Source organism: Streptomyces sp. KMM 9044 (genome assembly GCF_024701375.2).
Classification (GTDB): domain Bacteria; phylum Actinomycetota; class Actinomycetes; order Streptomycetales; family Streptomycetaceae; genus Streptomyces.
This window is the reverse complement of record NZ_CP113910.1, coordinates 5,403,151-5,430,027: the sequence shown is the minus strand read 5'-3', so window position 1 is coordinate 5,430,027 and position 26,877 is coordinate 5,403,151. Positions and strand designations below refer to the sequence as shown.

The following is a 26,877-nucleotide window of genomic DNA, read 5'->3' as shown; positions in this document are numbered from 1 at the left end:
CGGGCGGGGGAACGGACCCCGCACCGGCCAGCACACACGCTTCCGTTTCCTCAGGCGAATCGTTCCTGGGACACCCTTATGTGTGAAGCGGGGTCCGGTGGGTCTCCCGACCGCGCGTACGAAAACTACGTTCGTCACCGGAGGTGACCGAACGATGACGATGTGTGCGACAGAGCCGTCGGCGGAGCACGGGGGCGCCGGGCACGAGGAGGGGGTGACCGCGCCGCCGGGCTGCGTCCTCAGCGCCGACGGTTCCTACGGCGCGCGCCTCGCCCTCGTCGGCAACCGCCTGTTCCCGGAGCGCTGGACCCTGGACGGGCCCGAGCCCTACGCGGTGCCGCTGCCCGGCGGCCGGCCCGAGGAGCCCGGGACCGCCGTGCAGCCCATGGGCGACGGGCGGGTCCTCATCCACCGGCCGGCGGACGGGAGGCACGCGTTCTCCCTGCTGTACCCGACCGGCCCCGGCACCGGCGAGGTGGCACTCGGCGCGGTCGCCTGCCCGGACGAGGAGACCCGGCTGCGGCTCCTGCCGCCCGCGCCGTGCGGGCGGCGGGCGTACGCCGTCGCCGTGGGCCCGCGGTCGACGGCCCTGTGGCTGGTGGCGGGCGGCGCCTTCGGGCCCGAGCGCGTCGCCGAGGTCCCGGGCCGCTGCTCGGGCGGGGCGTGGCTGGACCGCACGGGCCGGATGCTCGCCCTGGACCGGGAGAGCGGCGGGCGCACCAAGGCGGTCGTCGTGGACCTGGGGCGCGGAGGCGAGGTGTCGCCGCTGCTGCAGATCGCCGAGGAGAGTGACGACCGGGTCCTGCTCGCCGACCCGGACAGCGGCCTGCTGCTGATCCGCTCGGACGCGCCCTCACCGGGGCGGGGCCGGCTGGGCTGGGGCGTGCTGGGCAGCACACTGCCGGTGCGCTTCCCGGAGTGCCTGCGGCTGCCGGACTGCGCGGTCACGCCGTTCGCGATCCAGCCCGGCCAGGCACTGACGCCGGAGGGCTGCGCGGTGGCACTGCGCGTCGACGGGGCGCTCGGCAGCTGGGTCGGGGTGTGGCGGCCGGCCCGGCGGCGGATCGATCATCTCCCGGCGCCCGAAGGGTGGTTGGCCGGGACCGGACGATGGACGACGGACGGGGAGCTGCGCCTGCCGTGCGCCACCCCGGCCATGCCCTGCGCGGTGGCCGTACTGCACCCGCCCGGGCCGGAACGGCAGTCGGGGCAAGAGCGGGGGGAGACCGGGGAGGGCCCCTCCGCGAAGCCTGGGCAGCCCTTCCCGGAAGGGGGGTCCGCACCTTTGGCCGCATCGGCCGTGCACCGTCCCGTACCCCTTCAACAGGCGCCCCTGGGACGGCTTGTAACGAAGTAGCGGCGGTCCGCGCGGCCGCCTGGATCCACCCCCTGGTCCGCCGGATAAACTCGTCCGTCTGCAGGAAAGATCATGTTTACGGGGTGAGTTCCTTCCGATGAACGACGCGAGCACGAACCAGCCGCAGGCCGCCGAGGGCGGGCAGACCGTCACTGGGCACGGCAAGCACCGCGGACCGGTGTCCCAGCAGGACGCCACGGCGGCCCCTCGCGGCCGCCACCGCAGGCCTGCCAAGGAGAACGAGCCTGTGGAGGGAGTGGTCTGACGTCACGTCAGGCACGTTCCACGGGCGCCAAGCGGACAGGTGAGCGGCCCCGCTCGTCACACGACGAGCGGGGCCGCTCACCTGTCCGTGCCTCACGCGCGTCCGGGCTCCGGCACCTCCGTCGGCGGACTCAGGGGGACGTCGCGGCCTTCCGCGGCAGCCACAGCCACATCAGGACCAGGCCGACCGCCAGGATCGCCGTTCCGGCGCGGAAGGCGAGGGCGTAGCCCTCGGTCAGGGCCTGAGGGGTGGTGCTGTCTCCCGTACGGGCCGCCGCGATCGTCGAGAGGACCGCGAGGCCGAGCGAACCGCCGATCGTGCGCGAGGTGTTGATCAGGCCGGAGACCAGGCCGGCCTCCTCCGGCGCGGCGCCGGAGGTCGCGAGCGCGGCGAGCGGGGTCCCGGCGAGGCCCGCGCCCAGCATCATCAGGATGCCGGGGAACAGGATCGCCGTCGGATACGCGCCGTCGGCCGTCATCGTCGACTGCCAGGCGAAGCCGGACAGCGCGACGAGCGTGCCGAGCACGGCCACGGTCCGTGCCCCGGCGGCACGCATCAGCCGCGGTGCGATCTTGGAGCCGACGACCACGGCGAGAGAGCTGGGCACCAGGGCGAAGCCGGCCTCGAGCGGGGTGTAGCCGAGGACGTTCTGGGCGTAGAGGGTCATGAAGAACCACATGCAGAACATGGCGGCGCCGCTCAGGAACATCGCCACGTTCGCCGACGAGACCGACCGCACCCGGAACAGTTCCAGCGGCATCAGCGGAGCCCTGGTCCGGGCCTCGACGAGGAGGAACAGGGCGGTGAGGGCGAGTCCGGCGCCGAGCGGCACCAGGGTGGACGGCGCCGTCCACCCCTCGGCCCCGGTCCGGGAGATGCCGAAGGCCAGGGTGGCGAGGCCGGCCGTCACCAGCATCGCGCCGGGCAGGTCGAGCCGCCGTCCGTCCCCGGCCCGGCCCTCCGCCAGCCACCAGGCCGCCCCGGCCAGCACCAGTACCCCGATCGGCACGTTGATCAGCAGCACCCACCGCCACGACAGGGTGTCCACCAGCGCCCCGCCGACGAAACCGCCGGCCGCGCCGCCGCCCGCGCCGACGGCGGTCCAGGTCGCGACGGCACGGGCCCGCGCGGGGCCCTCCGGGACCGCCGAGGTGACGATGGTGAGGGTGGACGGCGCCAGGACCGCGGCCCCGAGCCCCTGCACGGCCCGCGCCAGCAGCAGCTGCCAGTCGTCCTGGGCCAGCCCGCCCGCCAGGCTGGCCAGCGTGAACAGGCCGAGGCCGACGAGGAACATCCGCTTGCGCCCGTAGAGGTCACCGGCACGTCCGCCCAGCAGCATGAACCCGGCGAAGGCGATCGAGTACGCGTTCACCACCCACTGCAGGCCCTGCTCGCCGAGCCCGAGGCCGGTCCGCATCGACGGCAGTGCGACATTGACCACGGAGATGTCGAGCACGACGAGGAACTGCCCGACGCACGCGAGCGCCACCGCCAGCCACGGGGGCGGCGTACGGCGGGATGCGCGGGCGATGGCGGTGTCCGGGACTCTGAGCATGGGTGTCATGGTCTCAACCACCCCGCGCCCCTTGCATCGGTGTCCCGCCGGGCGAGACCAAGGAGGGGCCAAGAAATCGTTAGTATGCCAAAGCATCGGAATAGTTGCCCCGGCACACAGGTTCCGTACCCACGCATCCGGTACGCCTTGTCCCGTGCCGGCCTCACGTTCCCGGCCTGGAGGCCCCTTTACATGACGCAGTCGACGAACGGCCGTCCCGCAGGCGGGGCGGGGAGGGCCGTGGTCCCGGTGCTCGCCTTCGCGGGCATCGTTGTCGCGGTGATGCAGACCCTGCTCGTCCCGGTGATCAAGGATCTGCCGCGCCTGCTGGACACCACACCCGGCGACGCCACGTGGGTCCTGACCTCGACGCTGCTGTCCGGCGCCGTCGCCACCCCCGTCATGGGCCGCCTCGGCGACCTCTACGGCAAGCGGCGCATGCTGGTCGCCAGCCTCTCGGTCATGGCCGCCGGCGCGCTCGTCAGCGCGCTCACCAGCGACCTGCTGCTGATGATCGCCGGCCGTACGCTCCAGGGCGTCGCGATGGGTGCGATCCCGCTCGGCATCGGGCTGATGCGCGACATGCTGCCGCCGGAGCGGCTGGGCTCCGCGATGGCGCTGATGAGTTCCTCGATAGGCGTCGGCGGCGGCCTCGCACTGCCCGCCGCCGCGCTGGTGGCCCAGAACTCCGACTGGCACGCCCTCTACTTCGGCGCGGCCGGCCTCGGCGTCCTCGCCATCGCGCTCACCCTGACCCTCGTACCGGAGTCCCCGGCACGCGCGCCCGGCACCTTCGACCTGCCGGGTGCGCTGGGCCTGTCCGCCGGTCTTCTCCTCTTCCTCCTGCCCCTCACCAAGGGCAGCGACTGGGGCTGGACGTCCGGGACCACGCTCGGCCTGTCCGGGGCGGCGGTCGTGGTGCTCCTGCTCTGGGGCCTGATGGAACTGCGGGTGCCCGCGCCCCTGGTGGACCTGCGCACCACCGCCCGCCGCGAGGTCCTCCTCACGAACCTCGCGTCGATCATGATCGGCGTCTCCTTCTTCGTCATCTCCCTGGTGCTGCCCCAGCTGCTCCAGCTCCCCGCCTCCACCGGGTACGGCCTCGGCCAGTCGATGGTGGTGGCGGGACTGTGCGTGGCGCCGCTGGGCGTGACCATGATGTTCACGGCCCCCGTCTACGCCCGCCTGTCCGCCCGCTACGGGCCCAGGGTCACCCTCGTCCTGGGCCTGCTGATCATCGGGGCCGGTTACGGCGGCGGTCTGGGCCTGCTGCACGCGGTCTGGGGGCCCGTCGTCATCTCCGTCGTCATCGGAGCCGGCATCGGACTCGCCTACGCGTCCCTGCCCGCGCTGATCGTCGGCGCGGTCCCGGCCTCGGAGACGGGCGCGGCCAACGGTCTCAACACCCTGATGCGCTCGATCGGTACGTCGGTGTCGAGCGCGGTCGTCGGGATGGTGCTGGCCAGTACGGCGAACACGGTGGGCGGGACGGAGATCCCGAGCATGCACGGCTTCCGCCTCTCCTTCCTGATCGCGACGGCGGCGGTGGCCGTGGGCCTGGTGCTGGCCCTCTTCATCCCCGGCCGGCGCCCGCCGAGCACTCTGCGGCTGCGCGCGAGCGGCGGGGAGGACACGGGCCTGGAGCGCGCGGAGCAGGCTCTGCGCGGACCGGTCACGGCCTGACCACCGGGCCGGCCCCGCTCGGTGGTGGTCGCCGCTGCCCCCGCCGGGCCGCACGGCGGGCGGTACGGCAGCATGGACACCCCGACACGCGTCCCCGAGGCGCGTTTGACCGAGAGGACGCCGGAACCGATGCCGACGCCGAACCCCCCGGCACCCCAGCCCGAGGTCCTGGCCGCGTTCGAGGCGGCGAAGGGCTTCATGCCCGTCGGCGAGGGCCTGGCCCTGTACGCGGCGGCGGCCGAGGCGGGACGGCTGGGTCTCCCCCTGCTGGAGGTCGGCACCTACTGCGGCCGCTCCACGGTCCTGCTCGCCGGTGCCGCCCGCAAGGCCGGGGTCGCCGCCCTCACGGTGGACCATCACCGGGGCAGCGAGGAGCAGCAGCCGGGCTGGGAGTACCACGACCCGGAGACGGTCGACCCCGAGCTGGGCGTGATGGACACCCTCCCCGCCTTCCGCCGCACGCTCCACCGGGCGGGCCTGGAGGACCACGTGGTCGCCCTGGTCGGCCGCTCCCCCGTGGTCGCGGCCCTGTGGAACTCCCCCCTCGCGCTGGTCTTCGTCGACGGTGGCCACACGGACGAGCACGCCACGGCCGACTACGAGGGCTGGGCCCCGCACGTCGCCGAGGGCGGTCTCCTCGTCATCCACGACGTCTTCCCCGACCCTGCCGACGAGTTCACCGGCCAGGCCCCGTACCGCGTCTACCTCCGTGCGCTGGCCTCCGGCGCCTTCACGGAGCTCCCGTCGACGGGCTCGCTGCGCGTCCTGCGCCGTACGGGAGAGGGAATCTGAGGCGGGTGCCGCCCGGCCGTCGGCACCGTCGGCGGTGAACGCCTCCCGATCGGGACGATGGCGGTGCGGGCGGCCGTTAGGGTGGTTACGTGTCGTACACAGGGCCCGACTTCGAGCCGCCGCGGTCCCGCCGCCTCCGGTGTGGACCGCTGACCGTGGCGCTCGCCGCGCTCGTACCGGGCACACTGCTCGGCTGGGCCGTCTACGCGGCCGTGGGCGGGTCGGGCGACGACGGAGGCGACGTGAGTACGTCCGCCGGGGCCTCCGCCTCGGCGTCCTCCGGCACACCTTCCGCCTCCGGCGCCTCGCCGTCGGGTGCGTCGGGCGGGGCCGGTGACACGGACGGCAGGAATCCGAGCCCCTTCCCCGGCTCCCCGTCCGCGCCCTCCTCCCCGTCCGCGTCCGCGCCTGCCGGGACCGGGCCGCTCAAGGGGAAGGTCGTGGTCATCGACCCCGGGCACAATCCGGGCAACTTCCAGCACACCGCCGAGATCAACCGCCAGGTGGACATCGGGACGAACTCCAAGGAGTGCGACACCACCGGCACGTCCACCAACGACGGTTTCACCGAGGCGAGGTTCAACCTGGACGTCGCCCACCGGATGCGCGCCCTCCTCGAGGAGCAGGGCGCCACGGTGAAGCTGACGCAGGACGACGACCGGCCGTTCGGGCCGTGCATCGACGAGCGGGCGCAGATCGGGAACGAGGCGGGGGCGGATGCCGTCGTGTCGCTCCACGCGGACGGTTCGGGCACCGGGAACCGCGGTTTCCACGTGATCCTGCCCGGCTCCGTGAACTCCGGCGCCGCCGACACCCGGGCCATCGTCGAACCGTCCCGCGACCTCGGTGAGCGCATCGCGGGCACCTTCGTACGCGTCACCGGTAACGCCCCGTCCAACTATGTGGGCGACGGCACCGGTCTCGTCACACGTAAGGACCTGGGCGGTCTCAATCTGTCAACGGTTCCCAAGGTGTTCGTCGAGTGCGGCAACATGCGCGATAGCAAGGACGCGGCACTTCTGGCCAGCGGTGCCTGGCGGCAGAAAGCGGCGCAGGGAATCTCCGAGGGAATCATGGGTTTCCTGCGCGGGTAGGGATCGGCGCTCCGATCCGGGCGGACAGCCCGATCGTGCGGACGATAGTGTCGTCCTCACGATGAGGGGTCACCCCCGCGCTTCACACCGGGCCCCGAGGGCGACGTGGTGACAGCGACGCCTCTGCCGACGACGAGACGACCGAGAAGGACCTGAAGTGAATATCCGCTCCCTCACTCGAGGCGACGGCGTGGTGATCGGAGCAGCGGTATTGCTGTTCATCGCGTCGTTCCTCGACCTCTACTCGATCGACGGCGCTCCCGACGACATCATCCCGAGCCTGTGGAGCAGTGGCCCGGTCGTGCTCGGTGTCGTGCTGGCGGGCATCATCGGCGCGGCACTGGTCGTCGTGTCCCGCGGGCTGCCGCAGCCGCCGAAGGTCGCGGGGCTGGACCTCGGCCAGTTCGGGGTGGCGTTCACGGTCTTCGCCGCCTGGAGCGCGCTCGGCAACATCTTCGACCCGGCCGGCGGCGCGAACAACGTCACCACCGGTTCGTCCTCCGACGGGCCCGACTCCGGTATCGGCCTCATCCTGGCCCTCATCGCCACGCTGGTCATGGCCGCCGCCGCGGTGGCCACCCCGCTGGTTCCGGCCCTCAAGGGCGTGCTCGTGCCGGCGGCCCGTCCCCCCGCCCCGCAGCCCTACGGTGCCCAGCCGCCCGGTGGTTACGGCTACCCGGGTGCGCAGCAGGCCGGCTTCGGCGGTCAGCCGCAGCCGGGCCGGCCCGGCCCGGGTCAGCCCGGCCAGTCGTTCCCCGGTCAGCCGGCCGCGCCGCCCGCCGGTGACTTCTCGCCGTTCTGGTTCGCGGTGCCGGTGCCCCGGCCGCTGTTCCCGGAGGACGGTTCGCAGACGCCGGTCGCCGAGCTGGCCCCCGGTACCTGGTACCTGGCCGTCGAGCAGCGCGGCCCGGCCCTCGTCGCCCAGACACAGGACGGCCGTCGCGGTGTCCTCCAGGACACCTCGGGCATCCAGCGCGGCTGACCCGCAACTCCGCATCCGCGGCACGCGCGGCCTCTCGCCCTTCCGGCGGGGGGCCGTTGTCGTACGGCAGGCGTCCGGCCGACCGTGCGGTCGTGCGGGTTTCAATCGCGGTTCCGGGGTCAGACGGACACCATGTCCCCACGAAATCGCAGTGGTTCCAACTCCGCAGGAACGGTCGTCGCGGTGATCGCGGACATCATGGCCGGCATTCTCGGGCTCTGGATCCTGATGTATTTGTTGGACGCCAACCGGGCCAACGAGCTGGTCCGGTTCGTCCATGACGCGGCCGACTGGCTGGCCGGCTGGTCACGTGACCTGTTCACGTTCGACGAGGCGTGGGCCCGTGTCGTCGCCGGTTACGGTCTGGCCGCCGTGGTCTACCTCCTCGTCGGCCACGCCGTCGCCAACCGCCTCCACCGACGCTGACCGGCCCCTCCCGGGCCCCCACCCACGGCCTGCCCGGCCCACGGGCGCGTGACCCGGGGGCCCGGGCGCGCCCCCGGAGACCACAGCACGTTCGACGAGGCGTGCACCCGTGGCGTCGCCGGTCGAGCTGCCGCCGGTGTGCGGTCCGTCCGCAGTGTTGCGTCCGATGCACTCGCGGCCACGTGGAACACCGGGACGAAAACCGGCGCCAAGAGGTCGCGCCGACAGGCGCGGCGGCGCTCCCGTCAACGAAGCAGGCACAGTTCCCGTCGATCCCGGAGTTGCGACGCTCTGTGATCATCAGGGAGACCTGTGCCTGTCCTGTCGTCTCCTGTCGTCATGGCGGACCGCACCGCTCTGGGACCGATTCGCCGCGCTGTTGCCTGGGTGGTCGGCCTACGACCCGACCCGTCCGCCGGGCTGCCGCCCGCCACGCATCAGCGACCCGATGGTTACCAGGCGGCCGGGCCGGTCTTGTCGAAGAAGCCGCCGGTCGGACCGTCGGCGCCGATCAAGGCCATACGGACGATGATCTCCGCGCCCTCTTCGGCGGTCTGGGTGCCCTGGTGGCCGTTGAGGTCGGTGGCGGTGTAGCCGGGATCGACGGCGTTGAACCGGATGGTGGGGTACGCCTTGGCGTACTGCGAGGTGACCATGACCAGCGCGGTCTTGGAGGAGTTGTAGTCCAGCACCGTCACCTGGAACTCCACCCGGCTGGGGTCGGTGGTCGCCGCCCGAGAGCCCAGACCGCTGCTGACGTTGACGACGACCGGGGCGTCGCCCGCTTCCAACAGCGGCAGGAAGGCGTGCGTGACGCGCACGACGCCGAAGACGTTCGTGTCGTACGTGGTCAGCATGTCGGCCCCGGTGACCTCGCCGACCCGGCCGAGCTTGCGCGCGCCCGCGATCCCGGCGTTGTTGATCAGGACGTCGAGGCGGCCGGCGTCCGCGCGGACGAATTCGGCGGCAGCCTTGACGGAATCCTCGTCGGTGACGTCGAGCTGAACGAAGCGGGCGCCGAGCCGCGCGGCCGCCTCCCGGCCGCGGTGGGCATCGCGCGCCCCGACGTAGACGGTGTGCCCGGCCTCGACCAGGCGTCGGGCCGTCTCGAAGCCGAGGCCCTTGTTCGCTCCGGTGATCAGTGAGGTGGTCATGGGTGTTCACTCCGGTGATCGGTTCAGGTGGTGACGCCTGCACCCTCCCCGCCCCGCGGACGGACAGACAGTGCCCGCCGTTGCCTGTGGACTGCCAGTACCAGGCTGTCCAGGCGCGGTGGCCGGATAATGGGGCCGTGAGCGGATCCAGAGAACTGGGCAGGGCGCTGCGCGGCTGGCGCGACCGTACGGCCCCCACCGCGGTGGGAGTGCCCACCGGCGGAGTACGGCGGGCCGCCGGGCTGCGACGCGAGGAACTGGCGCAGCTCGCCAGTCTGTCGGTGGACTACATCGTCCGCCTGGAGCAGGGCCGGGCCACCTCCCCGTCGGAGCAGGTCCTGTCCGCGCTGGCCCGTGCCCTGCGGCTGTCGGCGGCCGAGCGCGAACACCTGTATCTCCTCGCGGGCCAGTCGCCACCGGGCCCCGGGCAGGTGTCGGCACACATCCCACCAGGAGTCCGCAGGGTGCTCGATCAGCTGGACGGCGCACCGCTGAGCGTGTATGACGCGGCCTGGAACCTGGTCCTGTGGAACCCCTTGTGGGCCGCCCTGCTCGGGGACGCGTCCGCGCTGCGCGGACGCGAGCGCAACATCGCCTGGCGGCATTTCGCCGGTCTGCCGGGCCGGGTCAGCCACACCCCCGAGCAGGAGGCCCGGTTCGAGGCGGCCGTGGTCGCCGACCTCAGGGCGGCGACCGCCCGCTACCCCGCCGATGCCGGCCTGCGCTCTCTGGTCAAGGACCTGCGGGCCATCAGCACCGGCTTCGCGGTCCTGTGGGACACCGGGATCGTGGGCGTCCACGAGACGCACACCAAGACCGTCCACCACCCTGTTATGGGAACACTTGTCCTCGACTGCGACCTGCTCACTGCTCCCGGCAGCGATCTGCGCATCGTCGCCTATACCGCCGCCTCCGGTAGCGACGCCGCCGACCAGCTCAAGCTCCTCGGCGTCATCGGCACCCAAGCCCTGGCCGAAGACGGCACCCCTGGATAGCCGCCGGCGGGCGCACTTGACCCCACGGCCCGCAGCCCGGCGCGCCGGCCACCGGCGACGGCTCGCTGACGCATCCACCGCACAGATCACGAAACGACACGGGAGTCGACGCCGTCGGTCGGGGACCGCACAACGGTCGGCTCCGGCCCGTAGTCGGTGGTGACGCCGGGCAGCCGTCCTCGGTCCCGATCATGTGATGGATGTCGGCCCCCTTGCCGATACGGCCTTTCCCGGGCTGTCGGTGCTGGTCGTCGAGGACGCGGCGGACGATGGTGACGCGGTGGTGGTCACGTCTCGCACCCGGGAGGCGGCGGTACCGCGCCCGGTACGACGGACGTGCCGGTCGACGGCCACGGACCCGTCGATGAACAAGTGACCTGCTTACTGCGCCTTGTGGCGATCCGGCCAGCAATGTGACCTTGTGGAACACGCTACTTATTCTCCGCCGGTCCCACCTGCACGTTCAGCGGTCGGTCTGTCCGGTCCCGGGCCGCCGACGGCAGACCCTCCACGAGCGGATTCCCGGACTGCTGGAGCACCGTCGACGCCGCACGGTGCGGCCTGCCCGGCAGACATCCCCGGCGGCACGGGAGGTGTGCGGCCGGACCGGCGCACACCTCTCCGGCCTGCCGGCCGTACCCGTTTCCCCCAGCACCGCGCTGCACCACCCGCTGCCACCACAACCCGCGGTCCCACAAGTGATCGGCGTGGACGACTTCGCCCCGCGCCGCCGCCACCGCCGCGCCACGATCGCCACGGCGCCGGGACCGGCCGACGCGTCGCGGTCCCGCCCGGCCGAAAGAGGGCCGCCCTGGAGCCCCGGCCGCGCGAACATCCTGGTGCCGAGGCCGCCGGGCGAGGGCAACGACGTGAAACTCACCGGATGGATCACCACCGCCCGCGCCGTCGACCTGCCCCACCTGCGCAGCTTCACCAACGGCCGCGAAACCGACCGGCCTGCCGTGCACGCCGGCCTCGCCTTGCCCCACCACAACGGCCGCACCGAAGGCGTCAGCACCCGCACCAAAAGGATCATGAGACAGATACACGGACGCGCCAGACTCGGCCTCCTCCGTCACCGCGTCCTCCGGCTCTGACGGACACCCGGCGTCACCACCGGCTACGGGTCGGAGCCGAACGCTTGACGGACCGGCCCCCGGCCGCAGCATCGGGCCGGCTCGTCCCCCGGCGGCCGTACCGCTCAGGCCAGGGGGCAGCAGTCGGGGGCGAGGCCCCTGGGGAGGCGGTCGCCGCCGAAGACGGCGCAGGTGGCCTCATGGCCGCCGAGCGCGGCGACGGCCAGCAGCAGTGAGCCGGCCGTCCAGGACGTCAGCTCGACCGGCCAGAGCGCCTCGTCGTCGAAGACGTACCCCGTCCAGTACAGACCGCTCTTCGGATCGCGCAGGTGCTGGATGGACTGGAGCACCTCCAGCGCACGGTCGGACTCGCCCATCACCCAGAGAGCCAGGGCGAGTTCGGCCGACTCACCGCCGGTCACCCACGGGTTGGGGGCCACGCAGCGGACCCCGAGCCCGGGGACGACGAAGCGGTCCCAGCCCTCCTCGATCCGCTCCTTGGCCTCGGCGTCGGTGAGGGCTCCGCCCAGCACGGGGTAGTACCAGTCCATCGAGTAGCGGTCCTTGTCGAGGAACCGCTCCGGGTGGTGGCGGATCGCGTGCCGGAGCGCGCCGGCCGCCAGCTCCCAGTCCGGCTGCGGCTCTTCCCGTTGCTCGGCGATGGCGAGGGCGCAGCGCAGCGCGTGGTGGACGGAGGAGCAGCCGGTGAGCAGCGCGTCCGTGGTGGGCGTGCCGTCGTCGTCGCGCCGCCAGCCGATCTGTCCGCCGGGCCGCTGCAGCCGCAGCACCCATTCCACGGCCGCGTACACGGTGGGCCACAGACGGTCCAGGAAGGGGTCGTCGCCGGTGGAGAGGTAGTGATGCCAGACCCCGACGGCGACATAGGCGACGAAGTTGGTCTCCCGCCCCCGGTCGGTGACGTCGTCCGGGTCACCGTCGGCGTACGCCGCGTACCAGGACCCGTCCGGCAACTGGTGTCCGGCCAGCCACAGATAGGCCTGCTCGGCGGCCTCGTGGGCGCCCGCGGCGTCCAGTGCCATCGCGGCCTCGACGTGGTCCCACGGGTCGAGGTGGTGACCCCTGAACCACGGGATGGCCCCGTCCTCACGCTGCACGGCGAGGATGCCGGCGACGGTGTCGGCGGCCTGCTCGGCGGTGAGGACCCCGGGCAGGACGAGGTGTTCTGTCCGGGGGGTCGTCACGAGGTGGCCGTTCCGGCGTCGGCGGTGGCGGCCGTCGTGGCGTCGGCGCGCGGCAGGTGCGGCTTGGTCGCGTACGCCACGAAGCTCTTGCCCATCACCGGGTTCAGGGTCCGCTCCGCGAGGCGGGTCGCCAGCGGCTTCTTCATGATGTCCCAGACCAGCAGCTTGTGGTATGCGCGCACCGGCAGCGCCTTGTCGTTGTCCACGCCGAAGGCGCACTTGAGCCACCAGTACGGCGCGTGCAGCGCGTGCGCGTGGTGGGTGCCGTAGGGGCGCAGGCCGGCCTCGCGCATCCTGGCCAGCAGTTGGTCGGCCCTGTAGATGCGGATGTGGCCGCCCTCGACCTCGTGGTAGGCGTCGGACAGGGTCCAGCACACCTTCTCGGGCCCGTAGCGCGGCACGGTGACCGCGATGCGGCCGCCGGGCCTGAGCACGCGGACCATCTCGGCGAGGACGCCCTTGTCGTCGGGGATGTGCTCCATGACCTCGGAGATGATCACGACGTCGAAGGACTCGTCGGGGAAGGGCAGGGCGAGGGCGTCGCCCTCCATCGCCGTGGCGGTGGCCCCGGCGGGCGCCTCCCCGGCCTCCTTCATCGCGGCGAACCACTGGGCGACCTCGCGGATCTCCTCGCCGTTCCGGTCCAGCGCCACGACCTGCGCCCCACGCCGGTAGCACTCGAACGCGTGCCGGCCGGCACCGCATCCGAGGTCCAGGACACGGTCGCCCGGGGCGAGCGGGAACCGGGAGAAGTCGACGGTCAGCACGTGGCCCTGCTTTCACGGTCGGAGGTGACGGATTCTTCTGCGACGGGCGTCCGAGCGGCCCCGGGCGCCGGGCCGGCGTCGGGACCGGCGACGACAGGACCGGGCCCGACGCCCCCGGCTGCGGCCCCGGCGCGGGCCATCGCCTCGCGGTAGCGGGCCACCGTGCCTTCGGCCGCGCGGGCCCAGGTGAAGTGCCGCAGCACCCGTTCCCGTCCGGCCGCGCCGAGACGGGCGCGCAACTCCGGGTCGCCGAGCAGCCGGTTCAGTCCGACGGCCAGCGCCTGTGCGTCACCGGGCGGGACCGCCAGGCAGGTCTCGCCGTCACGGCCGGCGACCTCCGGGATCGCGCCGCCGGTCGTGGCGAGCAGCGGGGTGCCGGTGGCCATGGCCTCGGCGGCCGGCAGCGAGAAGCCCTCGTACAGCGACGGTACGCAGGCGACCTGGGCGGAGCGCACGACGTCGACCAGTTCCGCGTCCGAGATGCCCTTGACGAAATCGACGGCGTCGCCGAGCCCGTGCCGCTCCATGGCCTGCGTGACGGGCCCCTTGACGGGGCGCTTGCCGACGACGACCAGGTGCGCCCCGGGCTGTTCGGCGCGGACCTTCGCCAGCGCCTCGACGAGGAAGACCAGTCCCTTGAGCGGCACGTCCGCGCTGGACGTCGTCACGATCCGGCCCGGCACGACGGGCACCGACGCGTCCGGCGAGAACAGGTCGGTGTCGGCGCCGATGTGGACGACGTGGATGCGGTCCTGCCGGACGCCCAGATGGTCGACGATCTCGTCACGGGAGGTGCCGGAGACGGTGAGCACGGAGGGCAGACGGCGGGCGACCCGCTTCTGCATGGTGGTGAACGCGTACCAGCGGCGCACCGACGCGCGCCGGCGTCTGCTTCCCGCCGCGTCCAGTTCCAGCTGCCGGTCGACGGTGATGGGGTGGTGGATCGTGGTCACCAGGGGCGCGCCGACGTCGCCGAGCAGGCCGTAGCCGAGCGTCTGGTTGTCGTGGACGACGTCGAAGTCGCCCCGCCGGGCCCGCAGATGACGGCGGGCGCGCAGCGAGAAGGTCAGCGGTTCGGGGAAGCCGCCGGTCCGCATCGTGGAGACCTCGAGCGCGTCGATCCAGTCGCGGTACTCGCCGCGGCCGGGTGTGCGGAAGGGGTCCGGCTGGCGGTAGAGGTCGAGGCTGGGCAGCTCGGTCAGGCTCAGCCCGTCGTAGCCCTCGTCGAGGACGGGGTACGGCTGGGCGCCGATGACCTCGACCCGGTGTCCGAGGCGGGCGAGCTCACGGGAGAGGTGACGGACGTAGACGCCCTGCCCGCCGCAGAACGGGTTCCCCTTGTAGGTGAGGAGCGCGATGCGGAGCGGTCGCAAGTCATCGGAGGCCGGGCCCTGCGAGAGCCCGGTCCGACTGGCCTCAGCGGTCACTCTGGGCCCCCTTCTCCCTGCATGGTCCCGCGACTGTACGTCGGGACGCTAACCTAGAACAAGTTACAGAGTTGATCGTTCGGAGGCTCCGAATCTACCGGCAGGTAAGGACGCGGCGGGCAGTGGATCAGGTGATTCACGCCACGGCGGGATGCGTGCCATGCTGTCCGATCACCAACCCTCACCGACGGTCACGGAACGGGGCCCATGCCCGCAGAAGCCCGCAGGGGCAAGGCGGCCGGGCGGCGGAGCCGGATGAACCGGCCAGGACCCACAAGGCGAACAAGGCGGCGAAGATGGAAGCCGGCACCACTCGAACCTCCCCTGCCTCACCCCTGACCGAGCAGCAGGAGGCGCGCAGGCGCCGCATCCTGCGCGCGAGCGCCCAGCTGGCCGGCCGGGGCGGTTTCGACGCGGTGCAGATGCGCGAGGTCGCGGAGTCCTCACAGGTGGCGCTGGGCACGCTGTACCGGTACTTCCCATCCAAGATCCATCTGCTGGTGGCCACGATGCAGGACCAGCTGGAGCACATGCACGGCACCCTGCGAAAGAGGCCTCCGGCGGGCGAGACGGCCGCCGAACGGGTCGCCGAGACCCTGATGCGGGCCTTTCACGCGCTCCAGCGCGAGCCGCAGCTGGCCGACGCGATGGTGCGCGCCCTGACGTTCGCGGACCGCAGCGTGAGTCCGGAGGTCGACCAGGTCTCCCGTCAGACGACGATGATCATCCTGGACTCCATGGGGCTCGAGGATCCCACGCCGGAGCAGCTCTCGACGGTCCGCGTCATCGAGCACACGTGGCACTCGGCGCTCATCACCTGGCTGTCGGGGCGGGCCTCCATCGCCCAGGTCAAGATCGACATAGAGACGGTGTGCCGTCTGATCGACCTGACGGCAGCGAAGGATTTCGACTGAGAACGTCGAAACTTTCGACGCTGGACCGATACACCTGCCTTCGCTCCGCACCCGTCACCCTTCGGCCATCCGCACTCCAGTTGCGCGCGGACGGTTGACCGCCCTTCCGTTCGTTCATATCGTCTGCGCTGCCATTCGGAATTCATTTCGAAACATTCGGGCGCCCGGAGCGGACCTCGGACGCCTGGGCGCGCAGAGCGAGCGCGGCAGCAGTCGCACCCCGCACACCCGCACCACTACGGCACCCCCACCAGAGAAAGGATGACATGCGCATGATCAAAATGGGAGTCCGAGAGATGAGAGCCAGGGAGGCCAGAGGCCCGCTGGCCGTCGTCGCGACCGCGCTGCTCACTGTGACCGCGCTCGTGGCGCTCCCCCAGAGCACCGCGCACGCCGCCGACACCCTGGGTGCGGCGGCGGCCGAGAAGGGCCGCTACTTCGGTGCCGCGGTCGCCGCGAACCACCTGGGCGAGGCGCAGTACGTCAACACGCTCAACACCGAGTTCAACTCGGTGACGCCCGAGAACGAGATGAAGTGGGACGCCCTCGAGCCCAGCCGCGGTTCGTTCCGCTTCGGAAACGCCGACCGCATCGTGAACCACGCCCAGAGCCGGGGCATGGCGGTCCGCGGGCACACCCTGGTGTGGCACTCCCAGCTGCCCGGCTGGGTCTCCGGCCTCGGCACCTCCGACCTGCGCTCGGCGATGAACAACCACATCAACCAGGTCATGGCGCACTACCGGGGCAAGATCCACTCCTGGGACGTGGTCAACGAGGCCTTCCAGGACGGAAACAGCGGCGCCCGGCGCAGCTCGCCCTTCCAGGACAGGCTCGGCAACGGCTTCATCGAGGAGGCCTTCCGCACCGCCCGCGCGGCCGACCCGAACGCCAAGCTCTGCTACAACGACTACAACACCGACGGCATCAACGCGAAGAGCAACGCGGTCTACAACATGGTCCGGGACTTCAAGTCCCGTGGCGTGCCCATCGACTGCGTGGGTTTCCAGTCCCACTTCAACAGCGCCTCCCCGGTACCGTCCAACTACCGGGCCAACCTCCAGCGCTTCGCCGACCTCGGCGTGGACGTGCAGATCACCGAGCTGGACATCGAGGGCTCGGGCTCGACCCAGGCCACCCACTACGGCAATGTCGTCACGGCCTGCCTCGCGGTGGCGCGGTGCACCGGCATCACGGTGTGGGGCATCCCTGACAAGTACTCGTGGCGGTCGGGCGGAACACCCCTGCTGTTCGACAACAACTACAACAAGAAGCCCGCCTACCACGCGGTGCTGAGCGCCCTCGGCGGGGGCGGCGACCCCGGCAACCCGGGCGCGGGCTGCACCGCCGTCTACAACAGGGCGGAGGTGTGGGGTGACCGCTTCAACGGCAGGGTGACCATCACCGCGGGCAGTTCGGCGATCAGCAACTGGTCGGTGAACGTCACGGTGACGTCCCCGCAGAAGGTCTCGGCCACCTGGAACGGCTCACCCAGCTGGGACAGCAGCGGCAACGTGATGACGATGCGGCCCAACGGCAACGGTTCACTGGCGGCCGGGGCGTCGACCAGCTTCGGGTTCACCGTCATGACGAACGGCAACACGGCACCGCCGAGCGTCGGTGCCTGCACCGCGTCCTGACCGCTCCCTCCCTGCACCACAGGCACCACAGGCAGACCCGCCGGCCCGCCCCGAGCCCACGGGGGCGGGCCGGCGGCGTGAGCGGCGACCTACGCCGCCGGTGACCCCGGCCACCCTCTTCGGGCCGCTCCTGACCGCTTTCCTACGGGCGGGTACAGTGGCGACGTCGTCATCACACCCGTACAGGGGGAAGCCGGTGCAATTCCGGCGCTGACCCGCAGCCGTGAGCCGTCCGCCGAGGCGGCGAGCCGGAATGCCCCGGGCGGAAAGTGACCGGCTCACGCGTCCGGCGGTCCGCCGGTGCGCGGCACCGTCGAGGTATACGGAGCCGAGCCGCCGGGGTGTCCCGTGCTGCCCGGCTCCCCCACAGGGAGAGGCACCCGCCGATCATGAACGTCCGCAGCAGCGCAGCGGCCCTGGCCGCCGTCGCCGTGATCGGCGCCGCCGCACCGGCCTCCGCCGACCCGTCCCCGTCCCCCTCGCCGTCCCGGCAGGCCCTGCCCTCCGCCCTGTACGGGCAGAGCGACCCGCAGTACGACGGCGTGTGGCGCCAGTCGCTGGCCCTGCTCGCCCAGGACACGGTGGGCGTCGAGCCGCCGAAGGCGGCCGTCGACTGGCTGGCCGGCCAGCAGTGCGCCGACGGCTCCTTCGCCCCGTTCCGCGCCGACCCCGGCACGGCGTGCGACGCCGGGACCATGGTCGACACCAACCAGACCGCCGCCGCCGTGCAGGCCCTCGCCGCGCTCGGCGGGCACGACGCCGTCACCGGCAAGGCCGTCGACTGGCTGAAGTCCGTGCAGAACGAGGACGGCGGCTGGGGCTACACGGCGGGCGGGGCCAGCGACGCCAACTCCACGTCCGTCGTGGTCGGCGCGCTCGCCGCGGCGGGCGAGAGGCCGGCCGGGGTGGTCAAGGACGGCAAGTCCCCCTACGACGCCCTGCTGACGCTGGCGATACCGTGCGACACCGAGGGCGCGGGCAAGGACGACGGCGCGGGTGCCTTCGCCTTCCAGCCGGACAAGAAGGGTGAGCTGATCGCCGACGCCGACGCCACCGCGGCGGGCGTGACCGGCTCCCTCGGCGCGGGCTTCGTGGTCGAGCCCGGCGCGGACAAGACGTCGAACGAGGCGGACGACACCGCGTGCGAGGAGGCCGGGACGCCCGGGCAGGCCGCCGCCAACGGTGCCGCCCGTCTCACGGAGGCGCTCGCCGCGGACGGCCACCTCGTCTCCTCGCTCCCCGGCGCCGAGGACCAGCCGGACTACGGCAACACCGCCGACGCGGTGGTCGCGCTCGCGGCGCAGGGCGCCACCGGGCCGGCCGCGAAGTCCGCGGCCTGGCTGGAGGAGAACGCCGCCGACTGGGCCGCCGGGAGCGGTCCCGCCGCCTACGCCCAGCTGATCTTCGCCGCCCACGCGACCGGCACCGACCCGCGCGCCTTCGGCGGCACGGACCTGGTGAAGCAGCTGACCGCCACCGGGCCGGCCGCGCAGGCTGCGGACACCTCCGGCGGGCAGGGCGAGAAGGACGCGAAGGACGCGAAGGGGAAGGACGACTCGGGCTCCGGGTCCGGCGTCTGGTGGGTCCTCGGGGCCCTCCTGGTCGCCGGTGCCGTCGTGGCCTTCCTGGCGAACGGCAGGAAGAAGAGGCAACAGCCGTGATCCGCCGAGCCGGCGCGGCCGGCCGGGCCGCCGTCCTGTTCCTGGCCGCGCTCCTGTCCCTGTCGGCGGGCGCGGGCCAGGCGCAGGCCGCCGGCTACCGGTACTGGTCGTTCTGGGACCTCGACGGCGGCACCTGGACGTACGCCACCCAGGGTCCGTCCGTCGCCCGCCCCGCCGACGGCGACGTCCAGGGCTTCCGCTTCGCGGTCAGTGAGGAGTCCGGCGACTCGGCGCAGCCCCGGGGGGCCGCCGACTTCACCGACATCTGCGCGCAGACCCCGGCGAAGGAGGGAAGCAAGCGGGTGGCCCTCGTCATCGACTTCGGTACGGCCGGCGACGCCCCGTCCGGCGAGACCCCGCCCGCGAACCGCACCGCCTGCGCACGTGTCGCCCCGGACGCCAGTACGGCCGAGGCCCTGGCCTCCGTCGCCGAGCCCCTGCGCTACGACGCCGGAGCCCTGCTGTGCGCCATCGCCGGATACCCGCAGCGGGGGTGCGGGGAACAGGTGTCGGGGGCGGACGGGCCGGCGACCGGCAAGGAGACCGAGGACGGGGCCAAGGGCGAGTCCGCGTCCGAGGACAGCGGTGGTCCGTCCCTCGGCCTCGTCGCCGGGATCGCCGTGGTGGCGCTGCTCGGGGCTGCGGCCTTCTGGCAGGTACGCCGTCGTGGCTGAGCCCGGCGGCGACCGGCCACGGAAACGTCCTGTCTCCGCCCCCGCCCCCCGCCGGCGGCAGGGCACCCCCCTGCACCCCGGCGCGTGGTGGCTGTGGGCGCTGGCCCTCGGGGCCGCCGCCACCCGCACCACCAACCCGCTGCTGCTCGCCCTGCTGGTCGTGGTCTCCGCGTACGTCGTGGCCGTCCGCCGGCCGGACGCCCCCTGGGCCCGTTCGTACGGCGCGTTCGTCAAGCTGGCACTGGCCGTGATCGTCGTCCGGCTGCTCTTCGCGATCGTCCTCGGCTCCCCCGTTCCCGGTACGCGCGTCCTCGTCGATCTGCCCGAAGTCCCGCTCCCCGACTGGGCGCAGGGCATCCGCCTGGGCGGCCGGGTCACGGCCGAGGCGCTGGCGTTCGCCCTGTACGACGGCCTGAAGCTGGCCACGCTGCTCATCTGCGTCGGCGCCGCGAACGCCCTCGCCAATCCCTCCCGTCTGCTGAAGTCCCTGCCCGGCGCGCTGTACGAGACGGGCGTGGCCGTGGTCGTGGCGCTGACCTTCGCTCCGAGTCTGGTCACGGACATCCAGCGGCTGCGCGCCGCCCGCCGGCTGCGGGGCCGTCCCGACCGCGGGGTCCGGGGTCTGCTCCAGGTCGGACTCCCGGTGCTGGAGGGCGCGTTGGAGCGTTCGGTCGCGCTCGCCGCCGCGATGGACGCCCGCGGCTACGGCCGTACGGCACAGGTCCCGGCAGGGGTCCGGCGTACCACCGCCGTCCTCACTCTCGGCGGACTGCTCGGCGTCTGCGCGGGTACGTACGGGCTGCTCACCGCCGAAGGCGCCGCGTACGGCGTCCCCGTGCTGCTCGGCGGTCTGGCGGCCGCGCTCGCGGGGCTGTGGCGGGGCGGCCGGCGTTCCGTGCGCACCCGGTACCGCCCGGACCGCTGGGACGCCCGCGCGTGGCTGGTCGCCGGCTGCGGCACGGCGGTCGCGGCACTGCTGGCCCTCGCCTCCGTACGCGATCCGGCGGCCCTGCACCCCGGCGTGGTGCCGCTGGTCGCGCCCACACTGCCCCTGTGGCCGGCGGCGGCCGTACTCATCGGTCTGCTCCCCGTCATCGTCGCCCCCGCCCCCGCCCCCGAGGACACCACCGGCAAGGAGCCGTCGTGATCCGCTTCGAGAACGTCTCCGTGACGTACGACGGCTCCCCCGAACCCTCCGTGCGGGGCGTCGACTTCGAGGTCCCGGAGGGTGAACTCGTCCTGCTCGCCGGGCCGTCCGGGGTCGGCAAGTCCACAGTGCTGGGCGCGGTCAGCGGCCTCGTCCCGCACTTCACGGGCGGCACCCTGCGCGGCAGGGTCACGGTGGCCGGCCGCGACACCCGTACGCACAAACCGCGCGAACTCGCCGACGTGGTCGGGACGGTGGGTCAGGATCCGCTGTCGCACTTCGTGACGGACCTCGTCGAGGACGAACTCGCCTACGGCATGGAGTCGTTGGGCCTCCCCCCGGACGTGATGCGCCGTCGCGTCGAGGAGACGCTGGACCTGCTGGGGCTGGCCGGCCTGCGCGACCGTCCCATCTCCACGCTCTCCGGCGGCCAGCAGCAGCGCGTCGCCATCGGCTCGGTCCTCACCCCGCACCCCCGGGTGCTGGTCCTCGACGAGCCGACGTCCGCGCTGGATCCGGCGGCGGCCGAGGAGGTCCTCGCGGTGCTCCAGCGTCTGGTCCACGATCTCGGCACCACCGTCCTCATGGCCGAGCACCGTCTGGAACGCGTCGTCCAGTACGCCGACCGGGTCGTGCTGCTGCCGGGACCGGGCGAGCCCCCGCTGCTCGGGACCCCGGCGGAGGTGATGGCGGTGTCGCCGGTGTTCCCGCCGGTGGTGGCCCTGGGCCGGCTCGCCGGCTGGTCCCCGCTCCCGCTGACCGTACGCGACGCACGCCGCCGCGCGACCCCACTGCGCGAGCGCCTCGCGGAGGCGGGGGCGGAGGCCGTATCCGCGACGGCACCGGCAGCGGTACCGGCCCCCGTCCGGAGATCCCCGGCAGCCCTCACCTCCTCCACCACCCGCAGGCCCCCCCGCTCCCTGTTCACCCGCAAGCGGCCGGGCACAGCAGCCACGGTCTCCCCCGCTCCCGCCCCCCTCCACGTGGCCGAGGTCCGTGCCCTGGCCGTCCGTCGGGGCGGCGTCCGGGCGCTGCGCCACGTCGATCTGACGGTCGCCCCCGGCGAGACGATCGCGCTCATGGGCCGCAACGGGGCCGGCAAGTCCACGCTGCTCGGCGCGCTGGTCGGGCTCGTGGAACCGTCCGCCGGTTCGGTCCGCACCGGTGACGTCGTGCCGCACCGCACCCGCCCCCGCGACCTGGTACGCCGGGTGGGACTCGTCCCGCAGGAGCCGCGGGACCTGCTGTACGCGGACACGGTGGCCGCGGAGTGCGCCGCCGCGGACCGGGACGCGGCGGCGGAGCCGGGCGCCTGCCGCGCCCTGCTGTCCGAGCTGCTGCCCGGCATCGTGGACGGCAGCCACCCGCGTGACCTGTCCGAGGGCCAGCGCCTGACCCTCGCCCTGGCGGTCGTCCTCACCGCCCGTCCGCCGCTGCTCCTCCTCGACGAGCCGACCCGCGGCCTGGACTACGCGGCGAAGGCCCGCCTGGTGACCGTCCTGCGCGGGCTGGCCGCCGAGGGGCACGCGATCATCCTGGCCACGCACGACGTGGAGCTGGCGGCGGAACTCGCCCACCGGGTCGTTCTCCTCGCCGAGGGCGAGGTCATCGCCGACGGTCCGGCAGCCGAAGTGGTCGTCGCGTCACCGTCCTTCGCCCCGCAGGTGGCGAAGATCCTGGCCCCGCAGCACTGGCTCACGGTCTCCCAGGTCCGGGAGGCCCTGTCATGACACCCGCACCCACCCCGGTCACGGGCAGGGCCGCCCCGGCCGCCGGCACCGCCGTCGGCACCTCCACCGGCATCCAGCGCCAGGCGCGGGCCGTCCGCCTGGGCCCGCGTTCGCTGATGGCGCTGGCCCTGGTGAGCGCGGTGGGCGTGGCGGCGTTCGGCTGGCCCTTCCTTGCCCCGCCCGCCTCCACGCTCAACGCCCACGCGCAGGACGCGCCCTGGCTGTTCGCGGGGCTGCTCGTGCTGCTGGTCGGGGTGGTGGCGGCGACGATCTCGGAGTCGGGCCTGGGCCCGAAGGCGGTGGCGATGCTGGGCATCCTGGCGGCGACGGGCGCGGCGTTGCGCCCCATCGGGGCGGGGACCGCGGGCCTGGAACCCATGTTCTTCCTGATGGTCCTCAGCGGCCGGGTCCTCGGGCCGGGCTTCGGCTTCGTGCTCGGCTCGGTGACGATGTTCGCGTCCGCGCTGCTCACGGGCGGGGTGGGCCCGTGGCTCCCGTTCCAGATGCTGGCGATGGGCTGGTTCACGATGGGCGCGGGCCTGCTCCCGGGCCCGGACCGGCTGCGGGGCCGGGCGGAGCTGTGCGTGCTCGCCGTCTACGGCTTCCTGGCGGCCTTCGCCTACGGCACGGTGATGAACATGGCGGGCTGGCCCTTCATGGCCGCCCTCGCCTCGAACATCTCCTTCGACCCGGACGCGTCGGTCCCCGCCAACCTGGCCCGTTTCCTGGCGTACTGCCTGGCCACGTCGCTGGGCTGGGACCTGGGCCGGGCCCTGCTCACCGTCGTCCTGGCCCTGACCCTGGGCGCCCCGGTCCTCCGCGCCCTGCGCCGCGCCACCCGCAGGGCGGCCTTCGAGACGCCGGTCACCTTCACCACCCACCCCTGAGTGGCCCCGCGCACGCCGACAGTGACGCAGCTGACGGCCCGCCGTGAGGCGCCCCACATGACCCGGGTCACATACGAAGCGGGGTCGTAGCCCTCACCTCCTCCCTGCCCTCTCACCCGTCGCCCCGACCTGCGCAGATGGCCACCGGCCGCGGAACCGCACTCTCCTTGAATGCGACCAGGACTAGTAAAAGGGATGTTTGCGGACAAACGCCGGAAGCTGTTTCTGTGGAGCAGTCGCCAGGCGCCGACGTGCCCCCCACGGGCCGCGGCGCCGCCGTGTGCCCCGCCCCACGCACCCCAGGTGTCCGGGCACCGGGCCCACGACGACGCCCCGTACCCGAAGAAAGGCTCCACGTGTCCGCTGTTTCCATCCTCCGCACCGTCACCACCCCGAAGAAGGCCGTCGCCGGTGCCGCCCTCGCTGCCGCCGCCTGCGGCACGCTGATCGCCGCCGCCCCCGCGCAGGCAGCCACCACGGGCTCGGCCCAGGCGACCGCGCAGTCGATGATCGGCGACTCCGCGCAGTACCAGTGCTTCTCGAACATCGTCCAGCACGAGAGCGGCTGGAACCCGACCGCCACCAACGCCTCCAGCGGCGCCTACGGCCTGGTCCAGGCCCTGCCCGCCTCGAAGATGGCCTCGGCCGGCTCGGACTGGAAGACCAACCCCGCCACCCAGATCTCCTGGGGCCTCAGCTACATGAACGAGCGCTACGGCAGCCCGTGCGCCGCCTGGGACTTCTGGCAGGCCAACAACTGGTACTGACCGGCCCCGGCGCCACCCCGGCGCTCCACGCACCACCCAGCACCACCCCAAAGACCGAAAGCGGCGGCCCCCAGATCCCCGGGACCGCCGCTTTCGCCGTGCCCGGCCGAAGCCGCGCCCGCGTGTACAACGCCGTGCTGCTACTTCCGGGCCGGCTCCTCCTGTACGGGTGGCGTGGGGGCGGGGCCCGGTGGCTTCGCGTGCATGGCGCCCGTGGCGCCCGTGGACTCCGGCGCCGTGCCGGTGACGGCGGTGGCGGCCGTCACCACCCGGGCCCGCGGCCCCTGCAAGAGGTACGTCAGGCCGAAGCCGGCCGCGACGACGAGGGCGCCGCCCACCGCGTCCAGAACCCAGTGGTTGCCGGTGGCGACGATCGCGGCGACGGTGAACAGGGGGTGGAGCAGGCCGAGCGCCTTCATCCACATCCGGGGTGCGATGATCGCGATGACCAGGCCGCACCACAGGGACCAGCCGAAGTGCAGGGACGGCATCGCCGCGTACTGGTTGGTGAGGGCGGTGAGGGCGCCGTAGTCCGGCTTGGAGAAGTCCTGCACGCCGTGCACGGTGTCGATGATCCCGAGGTTCGGCATCAGGCGCGGCGGGGCCAGCGGGTAGAGCCAGAAACCGAGCAGGGCCAGCAGCGTGGCGAAGCCCAGGCTCGCGCGTGCCCAGCGGTAGTCGACGGGGTGCCGCCAGTACAGCAGGCCGAGGACGGTGAGCGGGACGGCGAAGTGGAACGACGTGTAGTAGAAGTCGAAGAAGTTCCGCAGCCAGCCGATCTGTACGACGGCGTGGTTGACCGCGTACTCGATGTCCAGGTGGAGCAGACGCTCGAGGTCGAGGATCTGCCGGGCGTGCTCCTCCGCGCGCTCCCGGCCGCCGGTCGCCGCGAGCCGCACCTTGGAGTAGGCGGCGTAGGTGACCCGGATCAGCAGCAGTTCCAGCAGGAGGTTGGGGCGGGTCAGGACCCGGCGCAGGAACGGCGGCAGCGGAACGTACCGCAGGCGGGTGGGAACGGGGTCGGCGTACCGGGTCGGGACGGGCGCCCGGAAGTACGGCGAGGTGCGCGACAGGAACGGGATCACCGTGGCGGCGGCGAGCGCGGCGAGCAGGACGATGTTGTCGCGGACGGGGTGGAGGGCCGCCATGTTCGGCAGGGTCATGGGGGCCGGCAGCGTCATCACCAGGACGACGGCGACGGGCCACACCAGCCGGTCGGAGGCGCGTGTGCCGACCGTGCCGACGAGGGTGAGCAGCACCCACAGCAGCTGGTGCTGCCACGCGGTCGGGGAGACGGCGATGGCGGCGCAGCCGGTGATCGCGACGGCCAGCAGCAGCTGGCCGTCGTGGGCGTAGCGCACCGCACGGCGCAGGCCGAGGGTGGCGACGGCCGCGCCGACCAGCAGGAAGAGCCCGATCTCCAGGGGGCCCTCGACGCCCAGGCGGAGCAGGGCGCCGTGCAGGGACTGGTTGGCGAGGTCGTCGGCCCGGCCGCCGAGTCCGACGCCCGCCATGTGGTGCACCCAGTAGGTGTAGGAGTCCCGGGGCAGCGCGGCCCAGGCGAGCACGGTGCCCGCGGCGAAGGTGGTGCCGGACGCGGCGGCGGCCCGGCGGCGGCCGGTGAACCACAGCAGCGGAGCGAAGAGCAGCAGGGTCGGCTGGAGGGCGGCGGCGACACCGATCAGGATGCCGCCGGCCCGCTGCCCGCGGGCGACGAAGCAGCCCAGCAGGACGAGGAGGACCGGGATGATGCTGGTCTGCCCGAGCCACAGGGTGTTGCGCACCGGCAGGGACAGCATGAGCAGGCTGACCGCGACCGGCGCGGCCAGCAGCACGGTGCGGCGGCCGACCGGCTGGGGCAGGGCGCGGGCGACGATCAGGCCCAGCGCCACAACCAGCAGCAGCGTGCCGAAGGTCCAGCCCCAGCCGAGCGCTTGTTCAGCCGATCGGGTGAGGGGTTTGAGGACGAGCCCGCCGAACGGCGTACCGGTGAACCGGGTCGACTCGTAGAGCGACCCGCTGACCTGCAGCACGCCGTCGTGTCCGAACCAGGTCTCGAGGTCCGTGAGCCGCTCCCCGCGCGGGGAGGTCAGGACGGCGGCGACCTGGCGTACGGCGAGGACGGCGGCGAGCAGCCACAGTCCGAGTCGCACCGTGTGCAGGCGTGTTCCGGTGTCGCCGACGGCCGTGGCCGGGAAGGCCTCCGCCGGTCGCCCTCTGTGTTCCGCGTTTGCCACGCCTCGTCGGCCTCCCGCCCCGTTGGTCCCCCGCGTCCGCGCGCGAGGATCCCTCTGCGAACCCTATGAGGCTCGCACTGCCCCCGGAAGAGACGCAGGCAACCCCCGATTCACCTGACGTCCGTCCCTCTTTGGTCCAGTTGTAGGTTCTGCCCGGCGAATCAGGCCGGAGATGCGGGGGCCGGCACGCCCTCCCTCCCCTCCCTCCCCCGGGCTCTTCGAACAGGGGGGCGCCCCCGGCGGCGTTCTCGTCGGTTGCCGCCTCCCCCGTTCTCGGCTGTGCTCTCCTCCGCCTTGCAGCTGAACGCGCCAGCTCCCGCTCGCCCCGGCTGGACAGATGCCGCCGGTCGACTCCGACGTGCCCCGCCGGACAGTCCCTGGTCCGGATGACGGTAGACGGAGGAGCGTCGGGTTGTTCCCTGGGGTGCGAGATGGATCACACGGGAGG

The 26,877-nt window shown here is 73.0% G+C and carries 23 protein-coding genes, 1 pseudogene and 1 riboswitch; of the genes and pseudogenes, 18 read left to right on the top strand and 6 right to left on the bottom strand.

Annotated elements, in window-relative coordinates; all coding sequences use genetic code 11:
• The first annotated feature begins 154 nt into the window (after window positions 1-154).
• Both HUV60_RS24480 and HUV60_RS24475 read left to right on the top strand, forming a co-directional pair.
• Complete coding sequence (locus HUV60_RS24480) at window positions 155-1,357, top strand: hypothetical protein (RefSeq protein WP_257849357.1); 1,203 nt, start codon at window positions 155-157, stop codon at window positions 1,355-1,357.
• Window positions 1,358-1,454: 97 nt separating this feature from the next.
• Complete coding sequence (locus HUV60_RS24475; protein ID WP_257849356.1) at window positions 1,455-1,622, top strand: hypothetical protein; 168 nt, start codon at window positions 1,455-1,457, stop codon at window positions 1,620-1,622.
• Window positions 1,623-1,752: 130 nt separating this feature from the next.
• Here the strand turns inward: HUV60_RS24475 and HUV60_RS24470 are convergent, their stop codons facing one another.
• Complete coding sequence (locus HUV60_RS24470; RefSeq protein ID WP_257850235.1) at window positions 1,753-3,186, bottom strand: MFS transporter; 1,434 nt, start codon at window positions 3,184-3,186, stop codon at window positions 1,753-1,755.
• Window positions 3,187-3,369: 183 nt separating this feature from the next.
• On the opposite strand from HUV60_RS24470, the gene HUV60_RS24465 reads away from it, so the two are divergent.
• The 5 genes from HUV60_RS24465 (at window position 3,370) to HUV60_RS24445 (ending at window position 8,154) form a co-directional block, all read left to right on the top strand.
• Window positions 3,370-4,860: an MFS transporter gene (locus tag HUV60_RS24465; RefSeq protein WP_257849355.1), complete on the top strand. Its 1,491-nt coding sequence runs from the start codon at window positions 3,370-3,372 to the stop codon at window positions 4,858-4,860.
• 129 nt (window positions 4,861-4,989) lie between these two features.
• Window positions 4,990-5,652, top strand: coding sequence for a class I SAM-dependent methyltransferase (locus HUV60_RS24460; protein ID WP_257849354.1), 663 nt, complete (start codon window positions 4,990-4,992; stop codon window positions 5,650-5,652).
• An 89-nt stretch (window positions 5,653-5,741) separates the two neighbouring features.
• Window positions 5,742-6,746, top strand: a complete 1,005-nt coding sequence (locus HUV60_RS24455; protein WP_257849353.1) for an N-acetylmuramoyl-L-alanine amidase — start codon at window positions 5,742-5,744, stop codon at window positions 6,744-6,746.
• Window positions 6,747-6,903: 157 nt separating this feature from the next.
• On the top strand, window positions 6,904-7,728 hold the full coding sequence (locus tag HUV60_RS24450; RefSeq protein WP_062190785.1) for a DUF5336 domain-containing protein: 825 nt from the start codon (window positions 6,904-6,906) through the stop codon (window positions 7,726-7,728).
• 132 nt (window positions 7,729-7,860) lie between these two features.
• Window positions 7,861-8,154: a hypothetical protein gene (locus HUV60_RS24445; RefSeq protein WP_042170251.1), complete on the top strand. Its 294-nt coding sequence runs from the start codon at window positions 7,861-7,863 to the stop codon at window positions 8,152-8,154.
• A gap of 452 nt (window positions 8,155-8,606) precedes the next feature.
• On the opposite strand, the gene HUV60_RS24440 is transcribed toward HUV60_RS24445, so the two are convergent.
• Window positions 8,607-9,308, bottom strand: coding sequence for an SDR family oxidoreductase (locus HUV60_RS24440; RefSeq protein WP_257849351.1), 702 nt, complete (start codon window positions 9,306-9,308; stop codon window positions 8,607-8,609).
• A gap of 137 nt (window positions 9,309-9,445) precedes the next feature.
• On the opposite strand from HUV60_RS24440, the gene HUV60_RS24435 reads away from it, so the two are divergent.
• The 3 genes and pseudogenes from HUV60_RS24435 to HUV60_RS34050 all read left to right on the top strand — a co-directional run.
• The gene (locus tag HUV60_RS24435) at window positions 9,446-10,303 is read left to right on the top strand and encodes a helix-turn-helix transcriptional regulator (RefSeq protein ID WP_257849350.1); all 858 of its coding nucleotides are present in this window, start codon (window positions 9,446-9,448) and stop codon (window positions 10,301-10,303) included.
• A 196-nt stretch (window positions 10,304-10,499) separates the two neighbouring features.
• Window positions 10,500-10,679: a hypothetical protein gene (locus HUV60_RS24430; RefSeq protein ID WP_257849349.1), complete on the top strand. Its 180-nt coding sequence runs from the start codon at window positions 10,500-10,502 to the stop codon at window positions 10,677-10,679.
• A gap of 475 nt (window positions 10,680-11,154) precedes the next feature.
• Window positions 11,155-11,400 (top strand): annotated as a pseudogene (locus tag HUV60_RS34050) (ISL3 family transposase); the annotation flags it as partial.
• 104 nt (window positions 11,401-11,504) lie between these two features.
• Here the strand turns inward: HUV60_RS34050 and HUV60_RS24420 are convergent.
• The 3 genes from HUV60_RS24420 to HUV60_RS24410 are packed head-to-tail and all read right to left on the bottom strand — an operon-like array spanning window position 11,505 to window position 14,775.
• Complete coding sequence (locus tag HUV60_RS24420) at window positions 11,505-12,581, bottom strand: prenyltransferase (RefSeq protein WP_257849347.1); 1,077 nt, start codon at window positions 12,579-12,581, stop codon at window positions 11,505-11,507.
• A complete protein-coding gene (locus HUV60_RS24415) occupies window positions 12,578-13,348 on the bottom strand; it encodes a class I SAM-dependent methyltransferase (protein ID WP_257849346.1) in 771 nt (256 codons plus the stop codon). The genes HUV60_RS24420 and HUV60_RS24415 overlap by 4 nt, the downstream gene beginning before the upstream one ends.
• Complete coding sequence (locus HUV60_RS24410; protein ID WP_257849345.1) at window positions 13,342-14,775, bottom strand: glycosyltransferase family 4 protein; 1,434 nt, start codon at window positions 14,773-14,775, stop codon at window positions 13,342-13,344. Before HUV60_RS24410 ends, HUV60_RS24415 begins: the two co-directional genes overlap by 7 nt.
• A gap of 296 nt (window positions 14,776-15,071) precedes the next feature.
• On the opposite strand from HUV60_RS24410, the gene HUV60_RS24405 reads away from it, so the two are divergent.
• From HUV60_RS24405 to HUV60_RS24370, 8 genes are all read left to right on the top strand, one after another.
• Complete coding sequence (locus HUV60_RS24405) at window positions 15,072-15,689, top strand: TetR family transcriptional regulator (protein WP_257849344.1); 618 nt, start codon at window positions 15,072-15,074, stop codon at window positions 15,687-15,689.
• A 296-nt stretch (window positions 15,690-15,985) separates the two neighbouring features.
• The gene (locus HUV60_RS24400; RefSeq protein ID WP_257849343.1) at window positions 15,986-17,326 is read left to right on the top strand and encodes an endo-1,4-beta-xylanase; all 1,341 of its coding nucleotides are present in this window, start codon (window positions 15,986-15,988) and stop codon (window positions 17,324-17,326) included.
• 186 nt (window positions 17,327-17,512) lie between these two features.
• A riboswitch (cobalamin riboswitch) is annotated at window positions 17,513-17,585 on the top strand.
• Window positions 17,586-17,715: 130 nt separating this feature from the next.
• A complete protein-coding gene (locus tag HUV60_RS24395; protein WP_257849342.1) occupies window positions 17,716-18,987 on the top strand; it encodes a prenyltransferase/squalene oxidase repeat-containing protein in 1,272 nt (423 codons plus the stop codon).
• The gene (locus HUV60_RS24390) at window positions 18,984-19,661 is read left to right on the top strand and encodes an SCO2322 family protein (protein WP_257849341.1); all 678 of its coding nucleotides are present in this window, start codon (window positions 18,984-18,986) and stop codon (window positions 19,659-19,661) included. The genes HUV60_RS24395 and HUV60_RS24390 overlap by 4 nt, the downstream gene beginning before the upstream one ends.
• On the top strand, window positions 19,654-20,808 hold the full coding sequence (locus HUV60_RS24385) for a CbiQ family ECF transporter T component (protein WP_443047404.1): 1,155 nt from the start codon (window positions 19,654-19,656) through the stop codon (window positions 20,806-20,808). Before HUV60_RS24390 ends, HUV60_RS24385 begins: the two co-directional genes overlap by 8 nt.
• Window positions 20,805-22,538 (top strand): ABC transporter ATP-binding protein, encoded by a 1,734-nt coding sequence (locus HUV60_RS24380; protein ID WP_257849340.1) that lies wholly within the window; start codon window positions 20,805-20,807, stop codon window positions 22,536-22,538. Before HUV60_RS24385 ends, HUV60_RS24380 begins: the two co-directional genes overlap by 4 nt.
• 116 nt (window positions 22,539-22,654) lie before the next feature.
• Window positions 22,655-23,425 (top strand): ECF transporter S component, encoded by a 771-nt coding sequence (locus tag HUV60_RS24375; RefSeq protein ID WP_257850233.1) that lies wholly within the window; start codon window positions 22,655-22,657, stop codon window positions 23,423-23,425.
• A 356-nt stretch (window positions 23,426-23,781) separates the two neighbouring features.
• Window positions 23,782-24,192: a lytic transglycosylase domain-containing protein gene (locus HUV60_RS24370; protein ID WP_257849339.1), complete on the top strand. Its 411-nt coding sequence runs from the start codon at window positions 23,782-23,784 to the stop codon at window positions 24,190-24,192.
• Between the two features lie 140 nt (window positions 24,193-24,332).
• Here the strand turns inward: HUV60_RS24370 and HUV60_RS24365 are convergent, their stop codons facing one another.
• The gene (locus HUV60_RS24365) at window positions 24,333-26,429 is read right to left on the bottom strand and encodes a bifunctional glycosyltransferase 87/phosphatase PAP2 family protein (protein ID WP_257849338.1); all 2,097 of its coding nucleotides are present in this window, start codon (window positions 26,427-26,429) and stop codon (window positions 24,333-24,335) included.
• Window positions 26,430-26,877: the final 448 nt, after the last annotated feature.